The organism is Janthinobacterium sp., assembly GCF_031995485.1.
Classification (GTDB): domain Bacteria; phylum Pseudomonadota; class Gammaproteobacteria; order Burkholderiales; family Burkholderiaceae_D; genus Janthinobacterium.
Genome location: NZ_DAMAGB010000003.1, coordinates 1 through 20,317, shown reverse-complemented (window position 1 = coordinate 20,317; position 20,317 = coordinate 1). Strand labels below are relative to the sequence as shown.

18 protein-coding genes are annotated in these 20,317 nt (G+C 63.8%); 16 read left to right on the top strand and 2 right to left on the bottom strand.

What is annotated here, in order from left to right; all coding sequences use genetic code 11:
- Positions 1 to 10 precede the first annotated feature (10 nt).
- The 15 genes from paaG (at position 11) to RTQ46_RS03005 (ending at position 16,687) form a co-directional block, all read left to right on the top strand.
- Complete coding sequence (paaG, locus tag RTQ46_RS03075) at positions 11 to 802, top strand: 2-(1,2-epoxy-1,2-dihydrophenyl)acetyl-CoA isomerase PaaG (protein WP_312434529.1); 792 nt, start codon at positions 11 to 13, stop codon at positions 800 to 802.
- Positions 802 to 2,370 (top strand): 3-hydroxyacyl-CoA dehydrogenase PaaH, encoded by a 1,569-nt coding sequence (gene paaH / locus RTQ46_RS03070; RefSeq protein WP_312434528.1) that lies wholly within the window; start codon positions 802 to 804, stop codon positions 2,368 to 2,370. The genes paaG and paaH overlap by 1 nt, the downstream gene beginning before the upstream one ends.
- Positions 2,360 to 2,812 (top strand): hydroxyphenylacetyl-CoA thioesterase PaaI, encoded by a 453-nt coding sequence (paaI, locus tag RTQ46_RS03065; RefSeq protein ID WP_312434527.1) that lies wholly within the window; start codon positions 2,360 to 2,362, stop codon positions 2,810 to 2,812. Before paaH ends, paaI begins: the two co-directional genes overlap by 11 nt.
- 48 nt (positions 2,813 to 2,860) lie before the next feature.
- Positions 2,861 to 4,189: a phenylacetate--CoA ligase PaaK gene (gene paaK / locus RTQ46_RS03060; protein WP_312434525.1), complete on the top strand. Its 1,329-nt coding sequence runs from the start codon at positions 2,861 to 2,863 to the stop codon at positions 4,187 to 4,189.
- Between the two features lie 22 nt (positions 4,190 to 4,211).
- On the top strand, positions 4,212 to 5,417 hold the full coding sequence (pcaF, locus tag RTQ46_RS03055) for a 3-oxoadipyl-CoA thiolase (protein ID WP_312434523.1): 1,206 nt from the start codon (positions 4,212 to 4,214) through the stop codon (positions 5,415 to 5,417).
- A gap of 90 nt (positions 5,418 to 5,507) precedes the next feature.
- The gene (locus RTQ46_RS03050; RefSeq protein ID WP_312434522.1) at positions 5,508 to 6,659 is read left to right on the top strand and encodes an ABC transporter substrate-binding protein; all 1,152 of its coding nucleotides are present in this window, start codon (positions 5,508 to 5,510) and stop codon (positions 6,657 to 6,659) included.
- 95 nt (positions 6,660 to 6,754) lie between these two features.
- Positions 6,755 to 7,633: a branched-chain amino acid ABC transporter permease gene (locus tag RTQ46_RS03045; RefSeq protein ID WP_312434521.1), complete on the top strand. Its 879-nt coding sequence runs from the start codon at positions 6,755 to 6,757 to the stop codon at positions 7,631 to 7,633.
- Positions 7,630 to 8,634 (top strand): branched-chain amino acid ABC transporter permease, encoded by a 1,005-nt coding sequence (locus RTQ46_RS03040; RefSeq protein ID WP_312434520.1) that lies wholly within the window; start codon positions 7,630 to 7,632, stop codon positions 8,632 to 8,634. The genes RTQ46_RS03045 and RTQ46_RS03040 overlap by 4 nt, the downstream gene beginning before the upstream one ends.
- Position 8,635: 1 nt before the next feature.
- Positions 8,636 to 9,391: an ABC transporter ATP-binding protein gene (locus tag RTQ46_RS03035; RefSeq protein WP_312434519.1), complete on the top strand. Its 756-nt coding sequence runs from the start codon at positions 8,636 to 8,638 to the stop codon at positions 9,389 to 9,391.
- Positions 9,391 to 10,122, top strand: a complete 732-nt coding sequence (locus RTQ46_RS03030; RefSeq protein ID WP_312434772.1) for an ABC transporter ATP-binding protein — start codon at positions 9,391 to 9,393, stop codon at positions 10,120 to 10,122. Before RTQ46_RS03035 ends, RTQ46_RS03030 begins: the two co-directional genes overlap by 1 nt.
- 129 nt (positions 10,123 to 10,251) lie before the next feature.
- Complete coding sequence (gene paaY, locus RTQ46_RS03025) at positions 10,252 to 10,866, top strand: phenylacetic acid degradation protein PaaY (RefSeq protein ID WP_312434517.1); 615 nt, start codon at positions 10,252 to 10,254, stop codon at positions 10,864 to 10,866.
- A gap of 89 nt (positions 10,867 to 10,955) precedes the next feature.
- Positions 10,956 to 13,007 carry a phenylacetic acid degradation bifunctional protein PaaZ gene (gene paaZ / locus RTQ46_RS03020; protein WP_312434516.1) on the top strand — a complete coding sequence of 684 codons (2,052 nt, stop codon included), beginning with the start codon at positions 10,956 to 10,958 and terminating at the stop codon, positions 13,005 to 13,007.
- Between the two features lie 366 nt (positions 13,008 to 13,373).
- Complete coding sequence (locus tag RTQ46_RS03015) at positions 13,374 to 14,636, top strand: hypothetical protein (protein ID WP_312434515.1); 1,263 nt, start codon at positions 13,374 to 13,376, stop codon at positions 14,634 to 14,636.
- A 9-nt stretch (positions 14,637 to 14,645) separates the two neighbouring features.
- Positions 14,646 to 15,053, top strand: coding sequence for a hypothetical protein (locus RTQ46_RS03010; protein WP_312434514.1), 408 nt, complete (start codon positions 14,646 to 14,648; stop codon positions 15,051 to 15,053).
- Positions 15,054 to 15,112: 59 nt separating this feature from the next.
- Positions 15,113 to 16,687, top strand: coding sequence for a methyl-accepting chemotaxis protein (locus RTQ46_RS03005; protein WP_312434513.1), 1,575 nt, complete (start codon positions 15,113 to 15,115; stop codon positions 16,685 to 16,687).
- A 67-nt stretch (positions 16,688 to 16,754) separates the two neighbouring features.
- Here RTQ46_RS03005 and RTQ46_RS03000 read toward each other — a convergent pair whose 3' ends face one another.
- Together RTQ46_RS03000 and argH are read right to left on the bottom strand one after the other, a co-directional pair.
- Positions 16,755 to 18,011, bottom strand: coding sequence for a Xaa-Pro peptidase family protein (locus RTQ46_RS03000; RefSeq protein WP_312434511.1), 1,257 nt, complete (start codon positions 18,009 to 18,011; stop codon positions 16,755 to 16,757).
- A 74-nt stretch (positions 18,012 to 18,085) separates the two neighbouring features.
- Positions 18,086 to 19,483 (bottom strand): argininosuccinate lyase, encoded by a 1,398-nt coding sequence (argH, locus tag RTQ46_RS02995; RefSeq protein ID WP_312434510.1) that lies wholly within the window; start codon positions 19,481 to 19,483, stop codon positions 18,086 to 18,088.
- Between the two features lie 285 nt (positions 19,484 to 19,768).
- Here argH and RTQ46_RS02990 point away from each other — a divergent pair, with 285 nt between their 5' ends.
- Positions 19,769 to 19,966 (top strand): hypothetical protein, encoded by a 198-nt coding sequence (locus RTQ46_RS02990; protein ID WP_312434509.1) that lies wholly within the window; start codon positions 19,769 to 19,771, stop codon positions 19,964 to 19,966.
- The last annotated feature ends 351 nt before the right edge of the window (positions 19,967 to 20,317 follow it).

The window sequence follows — 20,317 nt, the reverse complement described above, 5'->3', positions numbered from 1 at the left end:
GCGAGACGCCATGACCTACCAGAACATCCTCTTCACCATCGAGCAGGGCATCGCCACGCTCACCCTGAACCGTCCGGACAAGCTCAACAGCTTCACCCAGGCCATGCACGAGGAAGTGCGCGATGCGATTGCCAGGGTCAACGCCGACAGCGCCGTGCGCGTGTTCGTGCTGACCGGTGCCGGCCGCGGTTTCTGCGCCGGCCAGGACCTGTCCGACCGCGCCGTCGAACCGGGTTCGAAAGGCGTGGACCTGGGCGAATCGGTGGAAAAAAACTATGCGCCGCTGGTGCTGGCCCTGAAGGCCCTGCCGATGCCGGTGATCTGCGCCGTCAACGGCGTGGCCGCCGGTGCGGGCGCCAACCTGGCGCTGGCCTGCGATATCGTGATTGCCGGCCGCTCGGCCAGCTTTGTCGAAGTGTTCTGCAAGCTGGGACTGATTCCCGACACGGGCGGCACTTTCTTTTTGCCGCGCCTGATCGGTTCGGCGCGCGCCATGGGCCTGGCCCTGCTCGGTGAAAAACTGTCGGCCGAAAAAGCCGAAGACTGGGGCCTGATCTGGAAGTGCGTGGACGACGCCGAGCTGGCTGCAGAAACCCGCAAGCTGGCCGTGCATTTTTCCACCGCGCCGACCAAGGGCCTGGCGTTCACCAAGCAGGCGCTGGCTCTCAGTGGCGCCAATACCCTGCCGCAGCAACTGGCGCTGGAAGCGCGCATGATGAGCGAACTCGGTAACAGCGAAGACTACCGCGAAGGCGTCGCCGCCTTCATGGAAAAACGCGCACCGCAATTCAAGGGACAATAATGACTGCTCTGGCACACAACAGTATCGTCGCCGTGATCGGCAGCGGCGCCATGGGCGCCGGTATCGCGCAGGTGGCCGCCGCCGCCGGCTACCGCGTGAAACTGTACGACACGCGTCCTGAAGCCGTCAGCAAGGCCTTGCAGGATATCGGCAAGATGTATTCGAAGCTGGCCGAGAAGGGCCGCATGACGGCGCAAGAGGCCCAGGATGCCACCGCGCGCCTGCAGGCGGCCGCCAGCCTCGGTGACGTGGCCGACGCCTCGCTGGTGGTCGAAGCCATCGTGGAAAACCTCGACGTCAAGCGTACCCTGTTTGCCGACCTGGAAGCGCTGGTGGACGACGGCTGCATCCTGGCCACCAATACTTCGTCGATCTCCGTTACCGCGATTGCCGCCAGACTGCGCCGCCCGGAACGCCTGGTCGGCATGCACTTCTTTAACCCGGTGCCGCTGATGGCGCTGGTAGAAGTCATCAGTGGGCTGGCCACCAGCGAAGAAGTCGCGGCCACCGTCTACGACACCTCGATCGCCTGGGGCAAGATGCCCGTGCATGCGAAATCGACGCCGGGCTTTATCGTCAACCGCGTGGCGCGTCCGTTCTATGCGGAAGGCTGGCGCCTGCTGAACGAACAGGCCGGCGACGCCGCCACCATCGATGCGGTGCTGCGCGAAGCGGGCGGTTTCCGCATGGGCCCCTTCGAACTGATGGACCTGATCGGCCACGACGTGAATTTCTCCGTCACGCAATCGGTATTCGGCGCCTATTTCAACGACCCGCGCTTCACGCCGTCCGTGCTGCAGCAGGAAATGGTCAACGCGGGTTTCCTGGGCCGCAAGTCGGGCCGTGGCTTCTATCAGTATGGCGAAGGCGCCAGCATTCCCGCAGCACAGCAGGAAGGCCCGCAAGTGCGCCCCGACGTGGTGGCCTTGTCCAGCGCTGTCGGCAGCGACGGCCGTGGCCACAGCGGCATCGTGCACGCACTGGTGCAGCGCCTGGAAGCGTCCGGCATCAGTGTCACCAGCCGCGTTACGCTCGAAGGCCAGGTCAGCGACACGGCGCCGGCCCTGCATTGCAATGGCGCCGCGATCTACCTGACGGACGGCCGCACTGCCACCGAGCGCGCGCAGGACAACCAGCATGCCGACACGGTGCTGTTCGACCTGGCGCTCGACTACGCCACTGCCAAGCGCGTGGCGCTGGCGCGCGCCGACCAGTGCAGCGATGAAGCGTACCACGCCGCCGTCGGCCTGTTCCAGGCGGCCGGCTTGACGGTCACGCGCCTGGACGATGTGCCTGGCCTGGCCGTGATGCGCACCGTCGCCATGCTGGCCAATGAAGCGGCCGACGCCGTCAACCAGGGCGTGTGCACGGCGGCCGCCGTCGATATCGCCATGCAGAAGGGCGTCAACTATCCGCGCGGACCGCTGGCCTGGGCCGATGCGGTCGGCATCGGTCATGTCGTGACCGTGCTGCACCATCTGGCGCAAGGCTATGGCGAAGACCGCTACCGCGTCTCGCCGCTGCTGCGCCGCAAACTCGCCAATGGAGCCAAGTTTCATGCCGAATGAAGACCACAACCTGAGTGCCCAGGCTTTGGCCGAAGCGGCCGCCGCTTCCATGCTGTCGCGCGACAGCGCCACCGCCGCCCTGGGCATCGCCCTCGTCGATGTCGGCCCCGGCCATGCGCGCATGACCATGACCGTGCGTGGCGACATGCTCAACGGCCACCTGACCTGCCACGGCGGCTTTATCTTCGCCCTGGCCGACAGCGCGTTTGCGTTTGCCTGCAACAGCTACAACCTGAACACGGTCGGCGCCGGCTGCACCATCGACTACCTGGCGCCGGGCCGCGAAGGCGACGTGCTGACGGCCGATGCAGTCGAGCAGGCGCTGGCGGGAAAAAGCGGCGTGTACGACGTCAAGGTCAGCAACCAGGAAGGCCGCATCATCGCGCTGTTCCGCGGCAAGTCGATCCGCGTGGCGGGTGAAGTGATCCAAGAGCAGGTTTGAACTGCCGGTAGGAATTACAAAGTTATAGAACCGATTTAGGAGACAGAAATGGTCCAACGTACGCCTTCCCCGAATGACCTCGAACCGATCGAGCGCGCCAGCAAGGATGAACTGCAGGCGCTGCAGCTCGAACGCATGAAATGGACGCTCAAGCACGCCTATGACAACGTGCCTCATTACCGCGCCGCCTTTGACGAAGCGGGCGTGCATCCGGACGACCTGAAATCGCTGTCGGACCTGGCCAAATTCCCGTTCACCGATAAAAAAGTCTTGCGCGACAATTATCCGTTCGGCCTGTTTGCCGTGCCGCGCGAACAAGTCGTGCGCATCCACGCGTCGAGCGGCACCACGGGCAAGGCCACGGTGGTTGGCTACACGCAGAACGATATCGACACCTGGGCCAATGTGGTGGCCCGTTCGATCCGCGCCGGTGGTGGCCGCGCGGGCGACATGGTGCATATCTCGTATGGCTACGGCCTGTTCACGGGCGGCTTGGGTGCCCACTACGGCGCCGAGCGCCTGGGCTGCACGGTGATCCCGATGTCGGGCGGGCAGACCGAAAAGCAGGTGCAATTGATCCAGGATTTCAAGCCTTCGATCATCATGGTCACGCCGTCGTACATGCTCAACATCATCGAGGAATTCACGCGCCAGGGCCTGGACGCGGCCGATTCGTCGCTGAAGGTCGGCATTTTCGGCGCCGAGCCGTGGACCGACGCCATGCGCTCGGAAATCGAAGCGCGCGCCGGCATCGACGCGGTCGATATCTATGGCCTGTCCGAAGTGATGGGTCCTGGCGTGGCCTCCGAATGCATCGAGAGCAAGGACGGCCCGGTCATCTGGGAAGACCATTTCTACCCGGAGATCATCGACCCTGAAACGGGCGAAGTGCTGCCGGACGGCGAAGAGGGCGAGCTGGTATTTACGTCGCTGTCGAAAGAGGCGCTGCCGATCATCCGCTACCGTACGCGTGACCTGACCCGCCTGCTGCCGCCGACCTCGCGTTCGATGCGCCGCATCGGCAAGATCACGGGCCGCTCGGACGACATGCTGATCATCCGCGGCGTGAACGTGTTCCCGACGCAGATCGAAGAGCTGATCCTGAAAATGCCGAAACTGGCGCCGCAGTATCAACTGGTGGTGACGCGCGACGGCCACCTGGACAAGCTGGAAGTGATCGCCGAACTGCGCATCGACCTGAACTCGACCATCTCGGCCAGCGAAACGGACGGCCTGGCGCGCGAGCTGGAACACCGCATCAAGACGCATGTGGGCGTGAGCACGCGCGTGCGCCTGGTGGCCGCGTCCGGCATCGAACGCACGCTGACGGGCAAGGCCCGCCGCGTGGTCGACCAGCGCCCGAAGATCTTCTCCTGACATACCGAACAAGGAAACACACATGAACGACGCTTTTATCTGTGACGCGGTACGCACGCCATTTGGCCGCTATGGCGGCGCCCTGGCGACCGTGCGCGCCGATGACCTGGGCGCGCTGCCGATCGCCGCGCTGATCGCCCGCAACCCGACCGTCGACTGGTCCGCCATCGACGATGTATTTTATGGCTGCGCCAACCAGGCCGGCGAAGACAACCGCAATGTGGGCCGCATGGCCGCGCTGCTGGCCGGCCTGCCGGTCGACGTGCCGGCCAATACCATCAACCGCCTGTGCGGCTCCAGCCTCGATGCGGTCGGGCTGGCCGCCCGCTCGATCAAGGCGGGCGAAGCGCACCTGATCATCGCCGGCGGCGTGGAAAGCATGACGCGCGCGCCGTTCGTGATGGGCAAGGCCGACAGCGCGTTCTCGCGCGCGGCGAAAATCGAAGACACCACCCTGGGCTGGCGTTTCGTGAACGGCAAGATGAAGGCGCAGTACGGCATCGATACCATGCCGGAAACGGCGGAAAACGTGGCGGTGGAATTTGGCATCAGCCGCGCCGACCAGGACGCGCTGGCCTTGCGCAGCCAGCAGCGCTGGGCGGCGGCCCACGCGGCCGGCGTGTTCGAACGCGAGATCGTGCCGGTGGCCGTGCCGCAAAAAAAAGGCGACCCGAAAATGGTCACCACCGACGAACATCCGCGGCCGGACACCTCGATCGAGATGCTGGCGAAACTGAAAGGCGTGGTCAAGGTTGACGGCACCGTCACGGCCGGCAATGCCTCGGGCCTCAACGATGGCGCCTGCGCGATCTTGCTGGCTTCCAGCGCGGCGGTGGACAAATACAAATTGACGCCGCGCGCAAAAGTGCTGGGCATGGCCACTGCCGGCCTGGCGCCGCGCATCATGGGCTTCGGTCCGTCGCCGGCCACGCGCAAGGTGCTGGCGCAGACCGGTCTGACCATCGAACAGATGGATGTAATTGAACTCAATGAAGCATTTGCCGCGCAGGCGCTCGCCGTCACGCGCGACCTGGGCCTGGCGGACGACGCGGCGCACGTGAACCCGAACGGCGGCGCGATCGCCATCGGCCATCCGCTTGGTGCTTCCGGTGCGCGCCTGGTGATGGCCGCGCTGAACCAGCTCGAACGCACGGGTGGGCGCTATGCGCTGTGCACCATGTGTATCGGCGTGGGGCAGGGTATTGCCGTGGTGATTGAACGCGTCTGAGCGTATAAAACGTAATAACAAAAAAAGGCGCAGGCTGGTTAAAAGCGCCGACCAACAATTGACCGTAGTGCCAACCTGGTGGAGACTCAAATGATTGCCAATATCTTCAAGAAAACCCTGATCGCCGGCGTGCTGGCCATGTCTGCCGCCGGCGCCTATGCGGCCGACAATATCAAGATCGGCTCCGTGCTGTCCGTCACGGGGCCGGCCGCCTTTCTGGGCGACCCGGAACTGAAAACCCTGCAGCTGTATATCGAGAAAATCAATGCGGCCGGCGGCGTGCTGGGCCGCAAGCTGGAACTGGTGCACTACGACGACGGCAGCGATGCGGCCAAGGCCAACGGCTTTACCAAGCGCCTGATCGAGTCCGACAAGGTCGATGTGCTGATCGGCGGCACCACTACCGGCGCGACGATGGCGATGGCGCCGCTGGTGGAACGCGCCAGCCTGCCGTTCATTTCGCTGGCCGGCGCCGTGGTGGTGATCGACCCGGTCAAGAAATGGGTGTTCAAGACGCCGCATACCGACCGCATGGCGGCCGAGAAGGTATTCGAGGACATGAAAAAGCGCGGCATCACCAAGGTGGGCCTGCTGTCGGAAACCAGCGGCTTTGGCGCGTCGGGACGCAAGGAGTCGCAGATCGTCGCCTCCAAGTACGGCATCACGCTGGTGTCCGATGAAACCTACGGCCCGAAAGACACCGACATCACGGCGCAGCTCACGCGCATCAAGAACACCGCCGGCGTGCAGGCCGTGTTCGTGTTCGGGCTGGGACAAGGGCCTGCGGTCGTCACCAAGAACTACGGCCAGCTGGGCATGACGGCGCTGCCGCTGTACCAGTCGCACGGCGTGGCATCGGATGAATACCTCAAATTGTCGGGCAAGGCTGCCGAAGGCGTGCGCCTGCCGACGCCGGCGCTCCTGATCGGCGCGATGCTGCCGGACGCCGATGCACAGAAAGCCATCGTGGTCGGCTACGACAAGACCTACAAGGACCGCTACAAGATCGATCCGTCGACCTTCGGCGGCTATGCGCTGGATGCGCTGAACCTGTCGGTTGACGCCATCAAGCGCGCCGGCGGCACGGACCGCGAAAAAGTGCGCGCGGCGCTGGAAACGACCAAGGGCTTCGTGGGAACGACTGGCGTATTCAATATGTCGGCCAAGGACCATATGGGCCTGGATCTGTCGGCTTTCCGCATGGTCGAAGTGAAGAACGGCGAATGGCAATTGTCGAAATAATGTTCGCAATAAGTTCGAAATAATGTAAGCCAGAAGTATCCGCGCGGGCCGCTCTCGAGGGCGGCCCGCGTGCAGCCGAACATATTGGAGACACCATGGAAGTCGCACAATTTCTACAATTTCTGTATTCCGGGATGACGGTCGGTTCCGCCTATGCGCTGGCGGCGCTGGGCTTTACCATCATCTACAACACCAGCGGCGTGATCAACTTTGCGCAGGGCGAATTCATCATGCTGGGCGGGATGCTGGCCGCCGTGATGTCGGCCGCCGGCGTGCCGCTGCCGCTGGCCATTTTTTTGGCCGTCATCGCCACGGGCCTGGTGGGCCTGCTGATGGAAAAAACCGTGATCGAACCGGCGCAGAACGCGCAGGTCATCACGCTGCTGATCATCACCATCGGCGCCTCGCTGGTGCTGCGCGGCCTGGTGCAGATCTGGCTGGGCAAGGACACGCATTCGCTGCCGGCGTTTTCCGGCGACACATCGATTCAATTCCTCGGCGCCAGCCTGCTGCCGCAAAGCCTGTGGGTGCTGGGCGTGACGGTGGTGATCGTGCTGGTGCTGGGCTGGTTCTTCGGCCGCACCCTGATGGGCAAGGCCATGCTGGCCACTTCGCACAACAAACTGGCCGCGCAACTGGTGGGCATCAATACCCGCAAGGTGCTGCTGTTCTCGTTCGGCCTGTCGGCCCTGCTGGGCGCCGCCGGCGGCATCCTGGTCGCACCGATCACCTATACCTCGTATGACGCGGGCATCATGCTGGGCCTGAAAGGCTTTGTGGCGGCCGTGCTGGGCGGCCTCGGTGGCGGCGCGGGCGCGATTGCCGGTGGCCTGATCCTCGGCATCGCCGAAGCCATGACGGCCGGTTACATCTCGTCGGCGTACAAGGACGCGGTACCGTTCGTGCTGATCCTGCTGATCCTGTTCTTCCTGCCGCAAGGCCTGTTCGGCGCTAAAAATTCGGAGCGTGTATGACCAACTTCTTCACACGTTCGCGCCACGGCGGCCTGCTGGTGCTGGCGCTGGTGCTGGCCATCCTGCCGCTGTTTCTGACCAACGCGTTCTACTATGACGTGGCGATCCGCATTGCATTGAACGCCATCGTCGTCATCGGCCTCAATCTCCTGATGGGCTACACGGGCCAGATCAGCCTCGGCCACGCGGGCTTCTATGGCCTGGGCGCGTATGCGTCGGCCGTGCTGACCACGCATTACAACTGGCCGCCGCTGGCCGCGCTGGCTGCCGGCGCGGTAGCGACCGGCTTGCTGGCGCTGCTGCTGGCGCGTCCGGTCCTGAAACTCAAGGGCCATACGCTGGCCATGGCCACGCTGGGCCTGGGCATCATCATCTCCATCGTGATCAACAACGAAACGCAATGGACCGGTGGCCCGGACGGCATCGGCGTGTCCGCCTTCAGCTTGGCCGGGCTGGAAATCGCCGGCGAGAAATCGTGGTACCTGGTATGCGCCGTGCTGCTGCTGCTGGTGACCTGGCTGGCGCTGAACCTGATCGATTCACCGGTCGGCCGCGCACTGCAGGCGATCCATGGCTCGGAAGTGGCGGCGCGCGTGGTCGGCGTCGACACCACCCGCTTCAAGGTGCGCGTGTTCGTGCTGTCGGCCGTGATTGCCAGCATCGCGGGCAGCATCAGCGCCCATTACATCGGCTTCATCACGCCCAACCTGGCCGGCTTCTTCCACTCGATCGAGCTGGTGACGATGGTGGTGGTGGGCGGCATGGCGTCGATCTTCGGCTCGATCATCGGCGCGGCGCTGCTGACGATACTGCCGCAGCTGCTGTCCAGCTTTGAGGGCTGGGAAACGGTGGTGTTCGGCGTGATCCTGATGGCGACCATGATTTTCATGCCCAAGGGCCTGGTGCCGAGCCTGGCCAGCCGTTCGCGCAAGCGGGCAAGCACGCCAACTGCGCCACAGGCGCCGGCTACATCGACAAAACCACCGGTACAGGAGGCTTGAGATGCTGACGATTAATAACCTGAGCAAGAGCTTTGGCGGCGTGCACGCGGTGCAGGATGTCAGCTTTACCGTCAAGGAAGGCAATATCCATTCCGTGATCGGCCCGAACGGCGCCGGCAAGACCACGCTGTTCAACCTGATCACGGGCGTGTATACGCCGACCAAAGGCGAGATCCTGCTCAATGGCGAGAACGTGGCCGCCATGCCGCCCGATGCGCTGGCGCGGCGCGGCATGAGCCGTACTTTCCAGAATCTGCAGGTATGCATGAACATGACGGCGATCGACAACGTGATGGTGGGCGCGCACCTGCGCCTGAACCAGAACCTGTTCGCCTCCATGCTGCGCCTGCCGTCGGTGCGCCGGGCCGATGCGGCCTGCCGCGATGAAGCTGCGCAGTTGATGGAATTTGTCGGCGTGGGCCGCCATGTCGACGACGAAGCGGGGCAGATGTCGTATGGCGCGTTAAAACGCCTGGAGATCGCGCGCGCGCTGGCGGCCAAGCCGAAAGTGCTGCTGCTCGATGAGCCGGCCGCAGGCCTGAACCACACCGAGACGGGCGAAATCGAAGCCTTGATCCGCAAGGTGGCGCAATCGGGCGTGACGGTGGTGCTGGTCGAGCATGACATGAAACTGGTGATGAATCTGTCGGACCATATCCTGGTGCTCGACTATGGCAAGAAGCTGGCCGAAGGGACCGCCGCCGAAGTGCGCGCGAATCCCGACGTGGTGGCGGCGTATCTGGGAGTGGCGGCATGATGAAGATGGAAAAACCTCAGACACCGCTGGTGCTCGATATCAAGGGCCTCACCAGCCACTATGGCCGCATCCAGGCCCTGCACGGCATCGACCTGCAGGTGCGCCAGGGCCAGCTGGTGGCGCTGGTGGGCGCCAATGGCGCCGGCAAGACCACCTTGCTGCGCGCGATTTCGGGCGTGCAGCCGGTCAGCGCCGGCACGATACAGTTTGCCGGCCAGGACATCAGCCGCAGCAGCGCCGACAGGCGCGTGCGCGCCGGTATCTGCCAGGTGCCGGAAGGGCGCCAGGTCTTCGGCCCGATGACGGTCGAAGACAACCTGCGCCTGGGCGCCTTTACGCGCCCGCCTGCCGATGTGGCCGGCGACATGGAGCGCATGTATGGCCTGTTCCCGATCCTGAAGGAAAAGCGCCTGCTGCTGGCCGGCACCCTGTCCGGCGGACAGCAGCAGATGCTGGCCATGGCGCGCGCGCTGATGGGCCGCCCGCAGCTGCTGCTGCTCGACGAGCCCAGCATGGGCCTGGCGCCGCTCCTGATCGCCGAAATCTTCCGCATCGTGGCCGAACTGCGCGACCAGGGCATCACGATTTTCCTGGTCGAGCAGAACGCCCACGCGGCGCTGTCGATTGCCGATGTCGGCTATGTGATCGAGACGGGCGCCATTACCCTGTCCGGTCCCGGGCCGGAATTGCTGCATAACGAGCAGGTGCAGAGCGCCTACCTGGGGATGTAAGGACGTAGGTCGGATTAGCGCGTAGCGCGTAATCCGACAATATTGTTGGCGCTACAGGTGTTTGTCGGATTACGCCGTTCCGGCTAATCCGACCTGCGCACATGGCACGATAGTTAAAAGGAAAATACCATGGTCAAAGTCTACGAAATCAACGGCGTCACCCCCGTGGTCCACCCGTCCGCCTATGTGCACCCGAGCGCGGTACTGATCGGCGACGTGATCGTCGGTCCGCGCTGCTATATCGGCCCGCTGGCGTCGATCCGCGGCGACTTCGGGCGCCTGATCCTGGAAGAGGGCGCCAACCTGCAGGACACCTGCGTGATGCACGGCTTTCCCGGCTGCGACACGGTGGTCGAAGCCGACGGCCATGTGGGCCACGGCGCGGTGCTGCATGGCTGCCGCATCGGCCGCAATGCGCTGGTCGGAATGAATGCGGTGGTGATGGACAACGCCGTCATCGGCGAAGAGTCCATCGTCGCCGCCATGAGTTTTGTAAAAGCCGGCATGATCGTCGCGCCGCGCAGCATGGTGGTCGGCACGCCGGCAAAAATCATCCGCTCGCTGACCGAAGACGAGATCAAATGGAAAAGCTCGGGCACCAGCCAGTACCACGAACTGGCCGTGCGCTCGATGCACACGATGCGCGAAGTCGAGGCGCTGACGCAAGTCGAAGCGAACCGCCAGCGCCTCAATTTTGAATCGGCGCTGCCGCTGCATCTGCACAAGAACGCGGCTGCGCAATAACCAACACCACCAGCTCGGCGTAGGTCGGATCAGCGGGGCCGCGCCCCGCGTAATCCGGCGCCACCGCCAACCTATTTATGGAGAACTCAATGGCTCATGTTTCAACCTTGCAAAGCCTGATCGCCGGCCGCTGGCTGGGCGAATCGGCCGCCGTGCCGCTGCACAGCGCCCTGAACAACAACGTCATCTATCACACGCACGCCGAGAAGATCGACTTCGACGAAGCCGTGACCTATGCCCGCAGGACGGGCGTGCCTGGCCTGATGGCGCTGGACTTCCAGCAGCGCGCTGCGCGCCTGAAAGCGCTGGCGCTGTACCTGGTCGAGCGCAAGGAAGAACTGTATGTGATCTCGCACCTGTCGGGCGCCACCCGCGCCGACAGCTGGGTCGATATCGAAGGCGGCACCGGCACCCTGTTTGCCTATGCCAGCATGGGCAGCAACGAGCTGCCGTCGTCGAACGTGCTGCACGAAGGCCCGGCCATCGCCTTGGGCAAAAAAGGCGGCTTTGCCGGCACCCATATCCTGGTGCCGCGCGGCGGGCTGGCCGTGCATATCAATGCATTCAACTTCCCGATCTGGGGTCTGCTGGAAAAATTCGCGCCCAGTTTTCTGGCCGCCATGCCGTGCATCGCGAAGCCGGCCACCGCCACCAGCTACCTGACCCAGGCCGTGGTGCGCATGATGCACGAATCGGGCCTGCTGCCCGAAGGCAGCCTGCAGCTGGTGATCGGCTCGACCGGCGACCTGCTCGATCGCCTGAACGGCCAGGATGTGGTCACGTTCACGGGATCGGCTGCCACCGCCGCCAAGCTGCGCACCAACCCGAACCTGATCGCCAATTCGGTGCCGTTCAATGGCGAAGCCGATTCGCTCAACTGCGCCATCCTGGCGCCGGATGTGACGCCCGACGACGTGGAATTCGACCTGTTCGTCAAGGAAGTGGTGCGTGAAATGACCGGCAAATCGGGCCAGAAGTGCACCGCGATCCGCCGCGTGATCGTGCCCGATCACCTGCTCGACGCGGTCGGCACGCGACTGCGCGAACGCCTGGCCAAGGTGGTAGTGGGCGATCCCTCGATCGAAGGCGTGCGCATGGGCGCGCTGGCCTCGAAAGAGCAGCAGAACGATGTGGCCGAACGGGTCGCCACGCTGTCGCAGGGGAACGAAGTGGTGTTCGGTGCGGCCGACGGCTTCAATCCGCTCGGCGATGGAGCATCGGACGGCAGCTTCTTCTCGCCGACCCTGCTGATGTGCCGCGATGCGTTTGGCAACGACGCCGTGCATGACGTGGAAGCGTTCGGCCCCGTCAGCACCATGATGGGCTATCACGATATCGACGAAGCTTTGCTGCTTGCCGCGCGCGGCAAGGGCAGCCTGGTCAGCACCTTGGTCACGCGCGACGCGAAACTGGCGGCGCGCGTGGTGCCACGCGTGGCCGCCACCCATGGCCGCGTACATATCCTGGAACGCGAGGCGTCGGTCGACTCGACCGGCCACGGCTCGCCCCTGCCGCAGCTGAAGCACGGCGGTCCTGGCCGCGCCGGCGGCGGCGAAGAGCTGGGCGGCGTGCGCGCCGTGCGCCACTACCTGCAGCGCGCGGCGGTGCAGGGTTCGCCTACCATGCTGGCAGCCGTCACCGGTGAATACGTGCGTGGCGCGGCAGTCAACGAAAGCCCGATCCACCCGTTCCGCAAGCATTTCGAAGACCTGAAAACCGGCGACTCGCTGCTCACGCACCGCCGCACCGTCAGCGAAGCGGACATCGTCGCCTTTGGCGGCATTTCGGGCGACTTCTTCTACATGCACTTCGACGAAATCGCGGCGAAGGAATCGCAGTTCGGCAAGCGCATCGCCCACGGCTACTTCGTGCTGTCGGCTGCCGCCGGCCTGTTCGTTTCGCCCGGCGTGGGTCCGGTGCTGGCCAACTACGGCCTGGACAACCTGCGCTTCGTGGCGCCGGTGGCGATCGGCGACACCATCCGCGCGCGCCTGACCTGCAAGCGCAAGGTCGACCGCAACCGCAAGGACGTGTTTGGCGTCGGGCAGGGCGTGGTGGCGTGGGACGTGCAGGTGACCAACCAGCACGATGAGCTGGTGGCCAGCTATGACATCCTGACCTTGGTGTCGAAGCGCGAATAAGGCTGGCGCGGGCGTTGACGTCAATCAGGCAGTCCCTGCAGGCTGCAATGATGGCCTTGCCAAGTGTGTTAAAAACATAACGACTGTGTTGTTTTTGAAACGCCGTTTTTAGAGAATTTTTTCTAAAAACGGCGTTTTTTCCTGGAAAACGGCAAAAATATTCATTGCCTCAAAAAAACTTTCCAACTCCCAACTTTTTCTCTGTAGCATGGTTTGACTGACTGGTTACGCCCACCTCCTGTGCATCTGTTGCAGCTCGGTGATGCCAAACAAACGCATCCCGTTCCCTCACGGCACGTCGGCTACCGACTGCAAGCCTCATTCCACGATCAACGCTCAAATTAACGTTACGGGTATTTATTTACTATGAACAAACACGTCTTCACTTTATTGCTGGCCATGCCGCTGGCAATCAGCCATGCCTATGCACAGGACAGCACCGGCCCCACCGTCAAGATCAGCGGCTACGGCACGGCGGCGCTGACCGTCACCGATACCGACAGCGCCCAGTTTGCGCGTCCGAACCAGGCCAGCGGCGCGCGCAAGACCGCGCGCACCGGCGTCGATTCCAATCTTGGCCTGCAGGCGGACGTGGTCGTCAATCCCTGGCTGTCGGCCACCGTGCAGGGCCTGGCGCGCAAGGATGGCGAAGACGATTTCGGCGCCGAACTGGCGTGGGCGTTCGCCAAGGCCAAGGTCTCGGACAACTTCAGCGTGCGCGTCGGCCGCATGGGCCTGCCCGTCTTCATGATCTCCGATTACCGCAACCTCGGATATGCCAATACCCTGCTGCGTCCTCCCGGCGAAATGTATTCGCAAGTGCCGCTCAACAGCATCGACGGTATCGACGGTACCTATCAAATGAGCCTGGGCGAGACCAGCCTGACCACGCAACTGGCGCTGGGCGAGACCAAGGCAAAAGTGGCCACCGGTCCTGATTCGATCGTGCACGTGGAAGGCAAGTCGATCGTCGCGCTGAACGTGGTGGCAGAAAACGGTCCCGTGACGGTGCGCTTCGGCCGTGCCGAGACCAAGCTGACCATCAACGATTCGACCAGTCAGAATACCCTGTTTGCCGCACTGCGCGCAGCCGGAACCGGCTACCGCTTTACCCAGTTGAATGCGCTGGCCGACGAACTGGCGGTGCACGACAAGAAGGCGTCGTTTACCTCGGTGGGCCTGGGCCTGGACTGGAACAGCATCCTGGTGCAGTCCGAGTACGCCAAGCGCAAGACGGACAGCTATCTGAGCGACAGCACTTCCTGGTACGTGATGGCAGGCTATCGCTTCGGCGCCTTTTTGCCTTACTACAGCCACGCCAGTTTGAAGCCTGACAGCCGCGTCAACAACACGGTGCCGGCATCGTGCCCGGTGGGCTACCCGGCCGCTTGCACGCCAACATTGCGCGCACTGTCGGCAGGCGTCAATACCATGGCCACGACCCGCAACCAGCTTGAACAATCGACCGACAGCATCGGCGTGCGCTGGGACTTCCACCGCTCGGCCGCGCTGAAAGTGCAAATCGACCGCGTCAAGCCAAAAAATGGCCAGGGCCTGTTCCTGCAGGCGCAGACCGGTTTCCGTGGCCCCGTGACGGTCGCTGCCGCCGCCATCGATTTCGTTTTCTAAGGAGCGACCATGCACTCATTTTTTCGCAATGCGGCCGTCCTGCTGGCCCTGTCGCTCGCCATGCCGGCCATGGCCGAAGTGGTCGTGGTGGTCAATCCGAAGAGCGCTGCCAGCGCCATGACGAATGACCAGGTGGCGCAGTTTTTCCTTGGTAAATCGACGGCCATGACGCCGATCGACCAGTCCGAAAGCGCGCCTGTCAGGGCCGAGTTCTACAAAAAAGTGACGGACAAGGAGCCATCGCAGGCGAAAGCGCTGTGGTCCAAGCTGGTCTTTACGGGCAAGGCGACCTTGCCGCGCGAAGTTGCCAGCAGCGCCGACGTGAAAAAGGCCGTGGCCGCCGATCCGAAAGCCATCGGCTATATCGAGAAAAGCGCTGTCGACAGCACCGTGAAAGTGGTGCTGACCGCGCCATAAGCTCGCGGCGGGCCATGCGCAAGACCATGGTCCGCCTGTATTCCCATCAGGAGACACCCATGAGTATCAAACGCAAGATATGGGCGCTGCCCGTCGTCTCGGCCGTGATTTTCGGCCTTGGACTGGCGATCAGTGCTTATCTGTCCACCGCCGCGCTCAATTCCATCCATGCCACCGAGAGTGCCGACTATCCCGCGCTCGATATGGTCAAGTCGCTGGTGCTGGACGTGGGCGCCGTCGGCGACGCCTTGCGCGACGCTGTCAGCGAGGGCGACAAGGAGCGTATCGCGCAGGTCGACGGCCAGGCTGTCAAGCTGCGCGCCAAACTGGCCGCCTTTGCTGCGCTCGAAGGACAGCGCGAGCATGGCCAGCGCCTGGCCAGGGAATTCGATGCCTACTATGCGCCGGCGCTGAGCGCGGCGCGCATCATGCTGGAAGTGGAACAAGGCGATCCTCAGGCCACCGTGACGCGCATGCAGGGTGCGCTGGCGATCCTGAACACGGATCTTGCCAAAACCAATGAGCAGGCGCAGCGGCAGTTCAAGGATGGCATCGCGCGCAGCGCGGCCAACGTGCGCCATGCGCTCAATACCAGCATCGCGGTGGCGCTGGCCGTCATCATTTGCCTGGCGGCCGTGTCGCATTTTGTCGTACGCGCGATCTGGCAGCAGCTGGGCGGCGAACCCGAATATGCGCGCCAGATCGCGCGTGCCGTGGCCGATGGCGACCTGTCGATGCAGATCGCTACCGAAGCCGGCGACCAGGACAGCTTGCTGGCGGCGCTGAAGGACATGCGCGGCAAGCTCGGCGCCATGGTGTCCGGCATCAAGGCGTCGGCCGAAACGATCCAGGTAGCCAGCGCGGAAATCGCGCAGGGCAATGCGGACCTGGCTGCGCGGACCGAGTCGCAGGCGGGCAGCCTGGACCAGACGGCGCGCGCCATGGACAGCCTGACGGGCACCGTGCGCGATAACGCGGCCAACGCGGGCCAGGCGCACGAACTGGTGGTGTCGGCGTCGTCGGTGGCCGTCAAGGGCGGGCAGGTGGTCAGTCAGGTGGTCACCACCATGGGCGAGATCAACAACTCGTCGCGGCGCATCGTCGACATTATCGGCGTCATCGACGGCATCGCCTTCCAGACCAACATCCTGGCGCTGAACGCGGCCGTGGAAGCGGCGAGGGCAGGCGAACAGGGACGCGGTTTTGCCGTGGTGGCGTCGGAAGTGCGCAACCTGGCACAACGCTCAGCCGGCGCGGCCAAGGAAATCAAGCAACTGATCGACGACTCCGTGTCGAAAGTGCAGATCGGTTCGAAGCTGGTCGACGAGGCGGGACTGACCATGGGCCAGATCGTCGCATCGGTGAAAAAAGTGGCCGACATCATGGCCGATATCAGCGCGGCCAGCCAGGCGCAGAGCGCCGGCATTGGCGATATCGGCGTTGCCATTGGCAGCATGGACCAGATGACGCAGCAAAATTCCGCACTGGTGGAAGAAGCGTCGGCGGCCGCCGAATCGCTGCAGGAACAGGCGCTGCAACTGGGTACGGCGCTGGCGGTATTCAAGCTGGCGCAGGGTGGCATGGCGCCGGATGACGCGCGAGGCGTTCCTGCGGCCTATCTGGCGTTGCGGTGATGGGCGATGGCGCGGGCCGCACCCTGGCGGCCCGCCATTCCGGCCTGCGGCCGCTGCGCAGGTCGGATCAGGCCTGGACGCGCAATCCAAACGGATCATCGATGCTGTGCGCCGGCTGCGTGAACCAGCGCGGCCCGTCGTTCGTCATGTAGAAATGGTCTTCATGCCGGATGCCGAATTCGCCGGGGATGCAGATCATCGGCTCGTTCGAAAAGCACATGCCCGCATCGAGCGGCGTGCTGTCGCTGCCGACCAGGTAGGGCCACTCGTGGATATCGAGGCCGATGCCGTGGCCGGTGCGGTGCGGCAGGCCGGGCAGCTTGTAGCCGGGGCCAAAGCCGTCTTCTTCCAGCGACACGCGCGCGGCGCGGTCGACGTCGCCGCAGGGCACGCCCAGCCGCGCTGCCGCAAACGCCGCCGCCTGGGCTTTCTTCTCGCTGTTCCACACGCTGCGCTGGCGCTCGCTGATGGCGCCAAACACATAGGTGCGCGTGATGTCGGAAATATAGTTCATCACCTGGCAGCCCGTGTCGATCAGCACCGTGTCGCCTGCCTTCAGCGTCTGCACATAGTTCACGCCATGCGGGTAGGCGGTGGCCTCGCCGAACAGCACGATGCAGAAATATGAGCGCGGCGCTCCCACCTTGCGGTGCGCGCGCTGGATGAATTCCTCCACTTCCAGCGTCGTGATGCCTTCATGCAGGATGCTGGCCGTGGCCACATGCACGGCCAGCGTCATGTCCATCACGCGCTGCATCAGGGCGATTTCGGCCGGCGACTTGCGGCTGCGGCAGTAGGCCGTGACGGCGCGCGCGTTTTCCAGCGCGTAGCCCGATGCCAGCGGCTTGATGCCGTCGTAGATAAAGAAGGCGGCGCTTTCGCAAATGCCCACGCGCGGCGGCTTGGCGTCGTCCTGCTTGATTCCCATGCGCGCCAGCACGTCGACAAACAGCTGGTACGGGCTTTCATGCTCTTCCCAGCAGTTGACCTTGCCCTCGACCAGCATGAAACCTTGCAGCGTGCTTTCTTCAAATGCGGGAGCGATATATTCGAGCGCGCCTTTGGCCGGCAGGATGGCGCCCACCATCCGTTCGCTGGCATGCCATTTGGTGCCCGTGAAATAGGTGAGGTTGGCGCCCGCGTTCAGGTAGATGGCGGCGATGCCCTGCTCGCGCATGCAGGTCTGCGCCCTGGCGATGCGCTGCGCGTGTTCGTCCCTGCCGATGGCGGCCATGCCGGCCGTCATGTCCGTCAATGTGGACAATGCTGCTTCGATTGATGTGCCGCCGATACCGATGCCGCCGACGTTCATGACGCTACCCATGCCTGCTCCCAAAAGATGGTTTTGAAGGCAGGCATGATAGCAGCCGCCCCGGGAGAGGGGGCGGCGGAGGGGGATTACTTTTCCAGCTGCGTGCGCACGCGCGCAATCGCTTCACGTACCTGGCGCGGCGCGGTGCCGCCGACGTGGTCGCGCGCGGCGACCGAGCCTTCCAGCGTCAGCACCTCGAACACGTCTTCGCCCGTCAAGGGCGAGAATGCCTGCAGCTGGGCCAAGGACAGGTCGGCCAGGTCGCAGCCGGCGTCGACGCAGGCGCGCACGGCCAGTGCCACCGCTTCATGGGCGTCGCGGAACGGCAGGCCCTTCTTGACCAGGTAGTCGGCCAGGTCGGTGGCGGTGGCGTAGCCTTGCAGGGCGGCCGCGCGCATCGCTTCCGGTTTGACGGTGATGCCGCCGGCCATGTCGGCGAAGATGCGCAGGGTGTCGATGACGGTGTCGACCGTATCGAACAGCGGCTCCTTGTCTTCCTGGTTGTCCTTGTTGTAGGCCAGCGGCTGGCCTTTCATCAGGGTCAGCAGGCCGATCAGGTGGCCGTAGACGCGGCCGGTCTTGCCGCGCGCCAGTTCCGGCACGTCCGGGTTTTTCTTTTGCGGCATGATCGACGAGCCGGTGCAGAAGCGGTCGGCGATGTCGATGAAGCCGATGCGCGGGCTCATCCAGATCACCAGTTCTTCGGCCATGCGCGACACGTGCATCATCAGCACGGCGGAGGCGGCGCAGAATTCGATGGCGAAATCGCGGTCCGAAACAGCGTCGAGCGAGTTGTGGCAGACGTCGTCGAAGCCCAGCGTTTTTGCCACGCGCAGGCGGTCGATCGGGAAGGTGGTGCCGGCCAGTGCGGCGGCGCCCAGCGGCAGGCGGTTGACGCGCTTGCGGGTGTCCGCCATGCGCTCGGCATCGCGGCCGAACATCTCGACATACGCCAGCATATGGTGGCCGAAGGTGATCGGCTGCGCCACCTGCATGTGGGTAAAGCCCGGCATGATGGTGTCGGCGTGCTGCTCGGCGAGATCCGTCAGGGCGCCGCGCAGGGTGCCCAGCAGGGCGGTGATGTCGTCGATGGCGGCGCGCACGTACAGGCGGATGTCGGTCGCGACCTGGTCGTTGCGCGAACGGCCCGTATGCAGCCGCTTGCCGGCGTCGCCTACCAGTTCGGTCAGGCGTTTTTCAATATTCAGGTGGACGTCTTCCAGGTCCAGCAGCCATTCGAACTGGCCGGCGGCGATTTCCTGCGAAATCTGCGCCATGCCGCGCTGGATTTCAGCGTAGTCGGCCGGGCTGATGATGGCCTGCGCATGCAGCATTTCCGCATGGGCCAGCGAACCTTCGATATCGAACAGCGCCAGGCGCTTGTCAAAAAATACAGATGCGGTATAGCGCTTGACGAGGTCCGAGACCGGTTCGGAAAACCGGGCCGACCAGGCTTCGCCCTTTTTGGAGAATTGATCAGTCATGAAAGAGGTCCTTTAGTGTACGGCGATTATAAACAAGGTTGGCCGGCATCAGGGCTTTTAGGGGGCGGGACGCTGCTGAAAGGGCCTGGAATGGGACTGGAATGGCGCGTATCTGCATCAAAATGCGCTTCATCCGCCATTTCTGCGTTCCATCGCGGCCCGTTTGTATTCTGTTCCGCGATTTGTGCGTTTGGTCGCAATCCGGTGGCGACGGCAGGTGCCCAGGTCTACAGTTCTATCATCGCAGGACACAAACCACCAGCCACTCACTTAAAGGACATCATCATGAACATCGCCAAACACATGGAAGCCATCGTCGTCGCCATTATCGCCATCGCCGCCGCCACCAGCCTGTCCACTGCCGCCGTACCGAAATTGCGCGCCGCACCGGCCCCTGTCGTCGCCAGCGCCGACGCTGTCACGACGCACGTGGTGTATGTCAGCGCCAAGCGCCTGAACGCCGAAGAAAAAGCCGCGCTGTAAGCCCGGCGCCAGCAAGCAGCAGGAGCAGCAATCCACCACAGGCAGTCGGAACGGGCGGCGCCCCCGGTTCTCTCCAGCCCTGGCAGCAGTCACGGTTCCGGTATTTTCCTGACGAACCGCCGTTTTTTCAGCACCGATATCCAGTACCGCTTTCCCGATCGGCTACACGTGCGCCGTTCCGTCCGGCCAGTTCGTATTTTGTGCCGCCATTCCGGCGTTTGGTCGCAATCCGGTGGCGATGAAGGGCAGGCAAGCTTACAGTTCCATCATCGCAGCAGACAAACCACTGATACCAAGGACATCATCATGGACCTCACCAAAAACATGGAACTCTTCATTGTCGCCATCGTG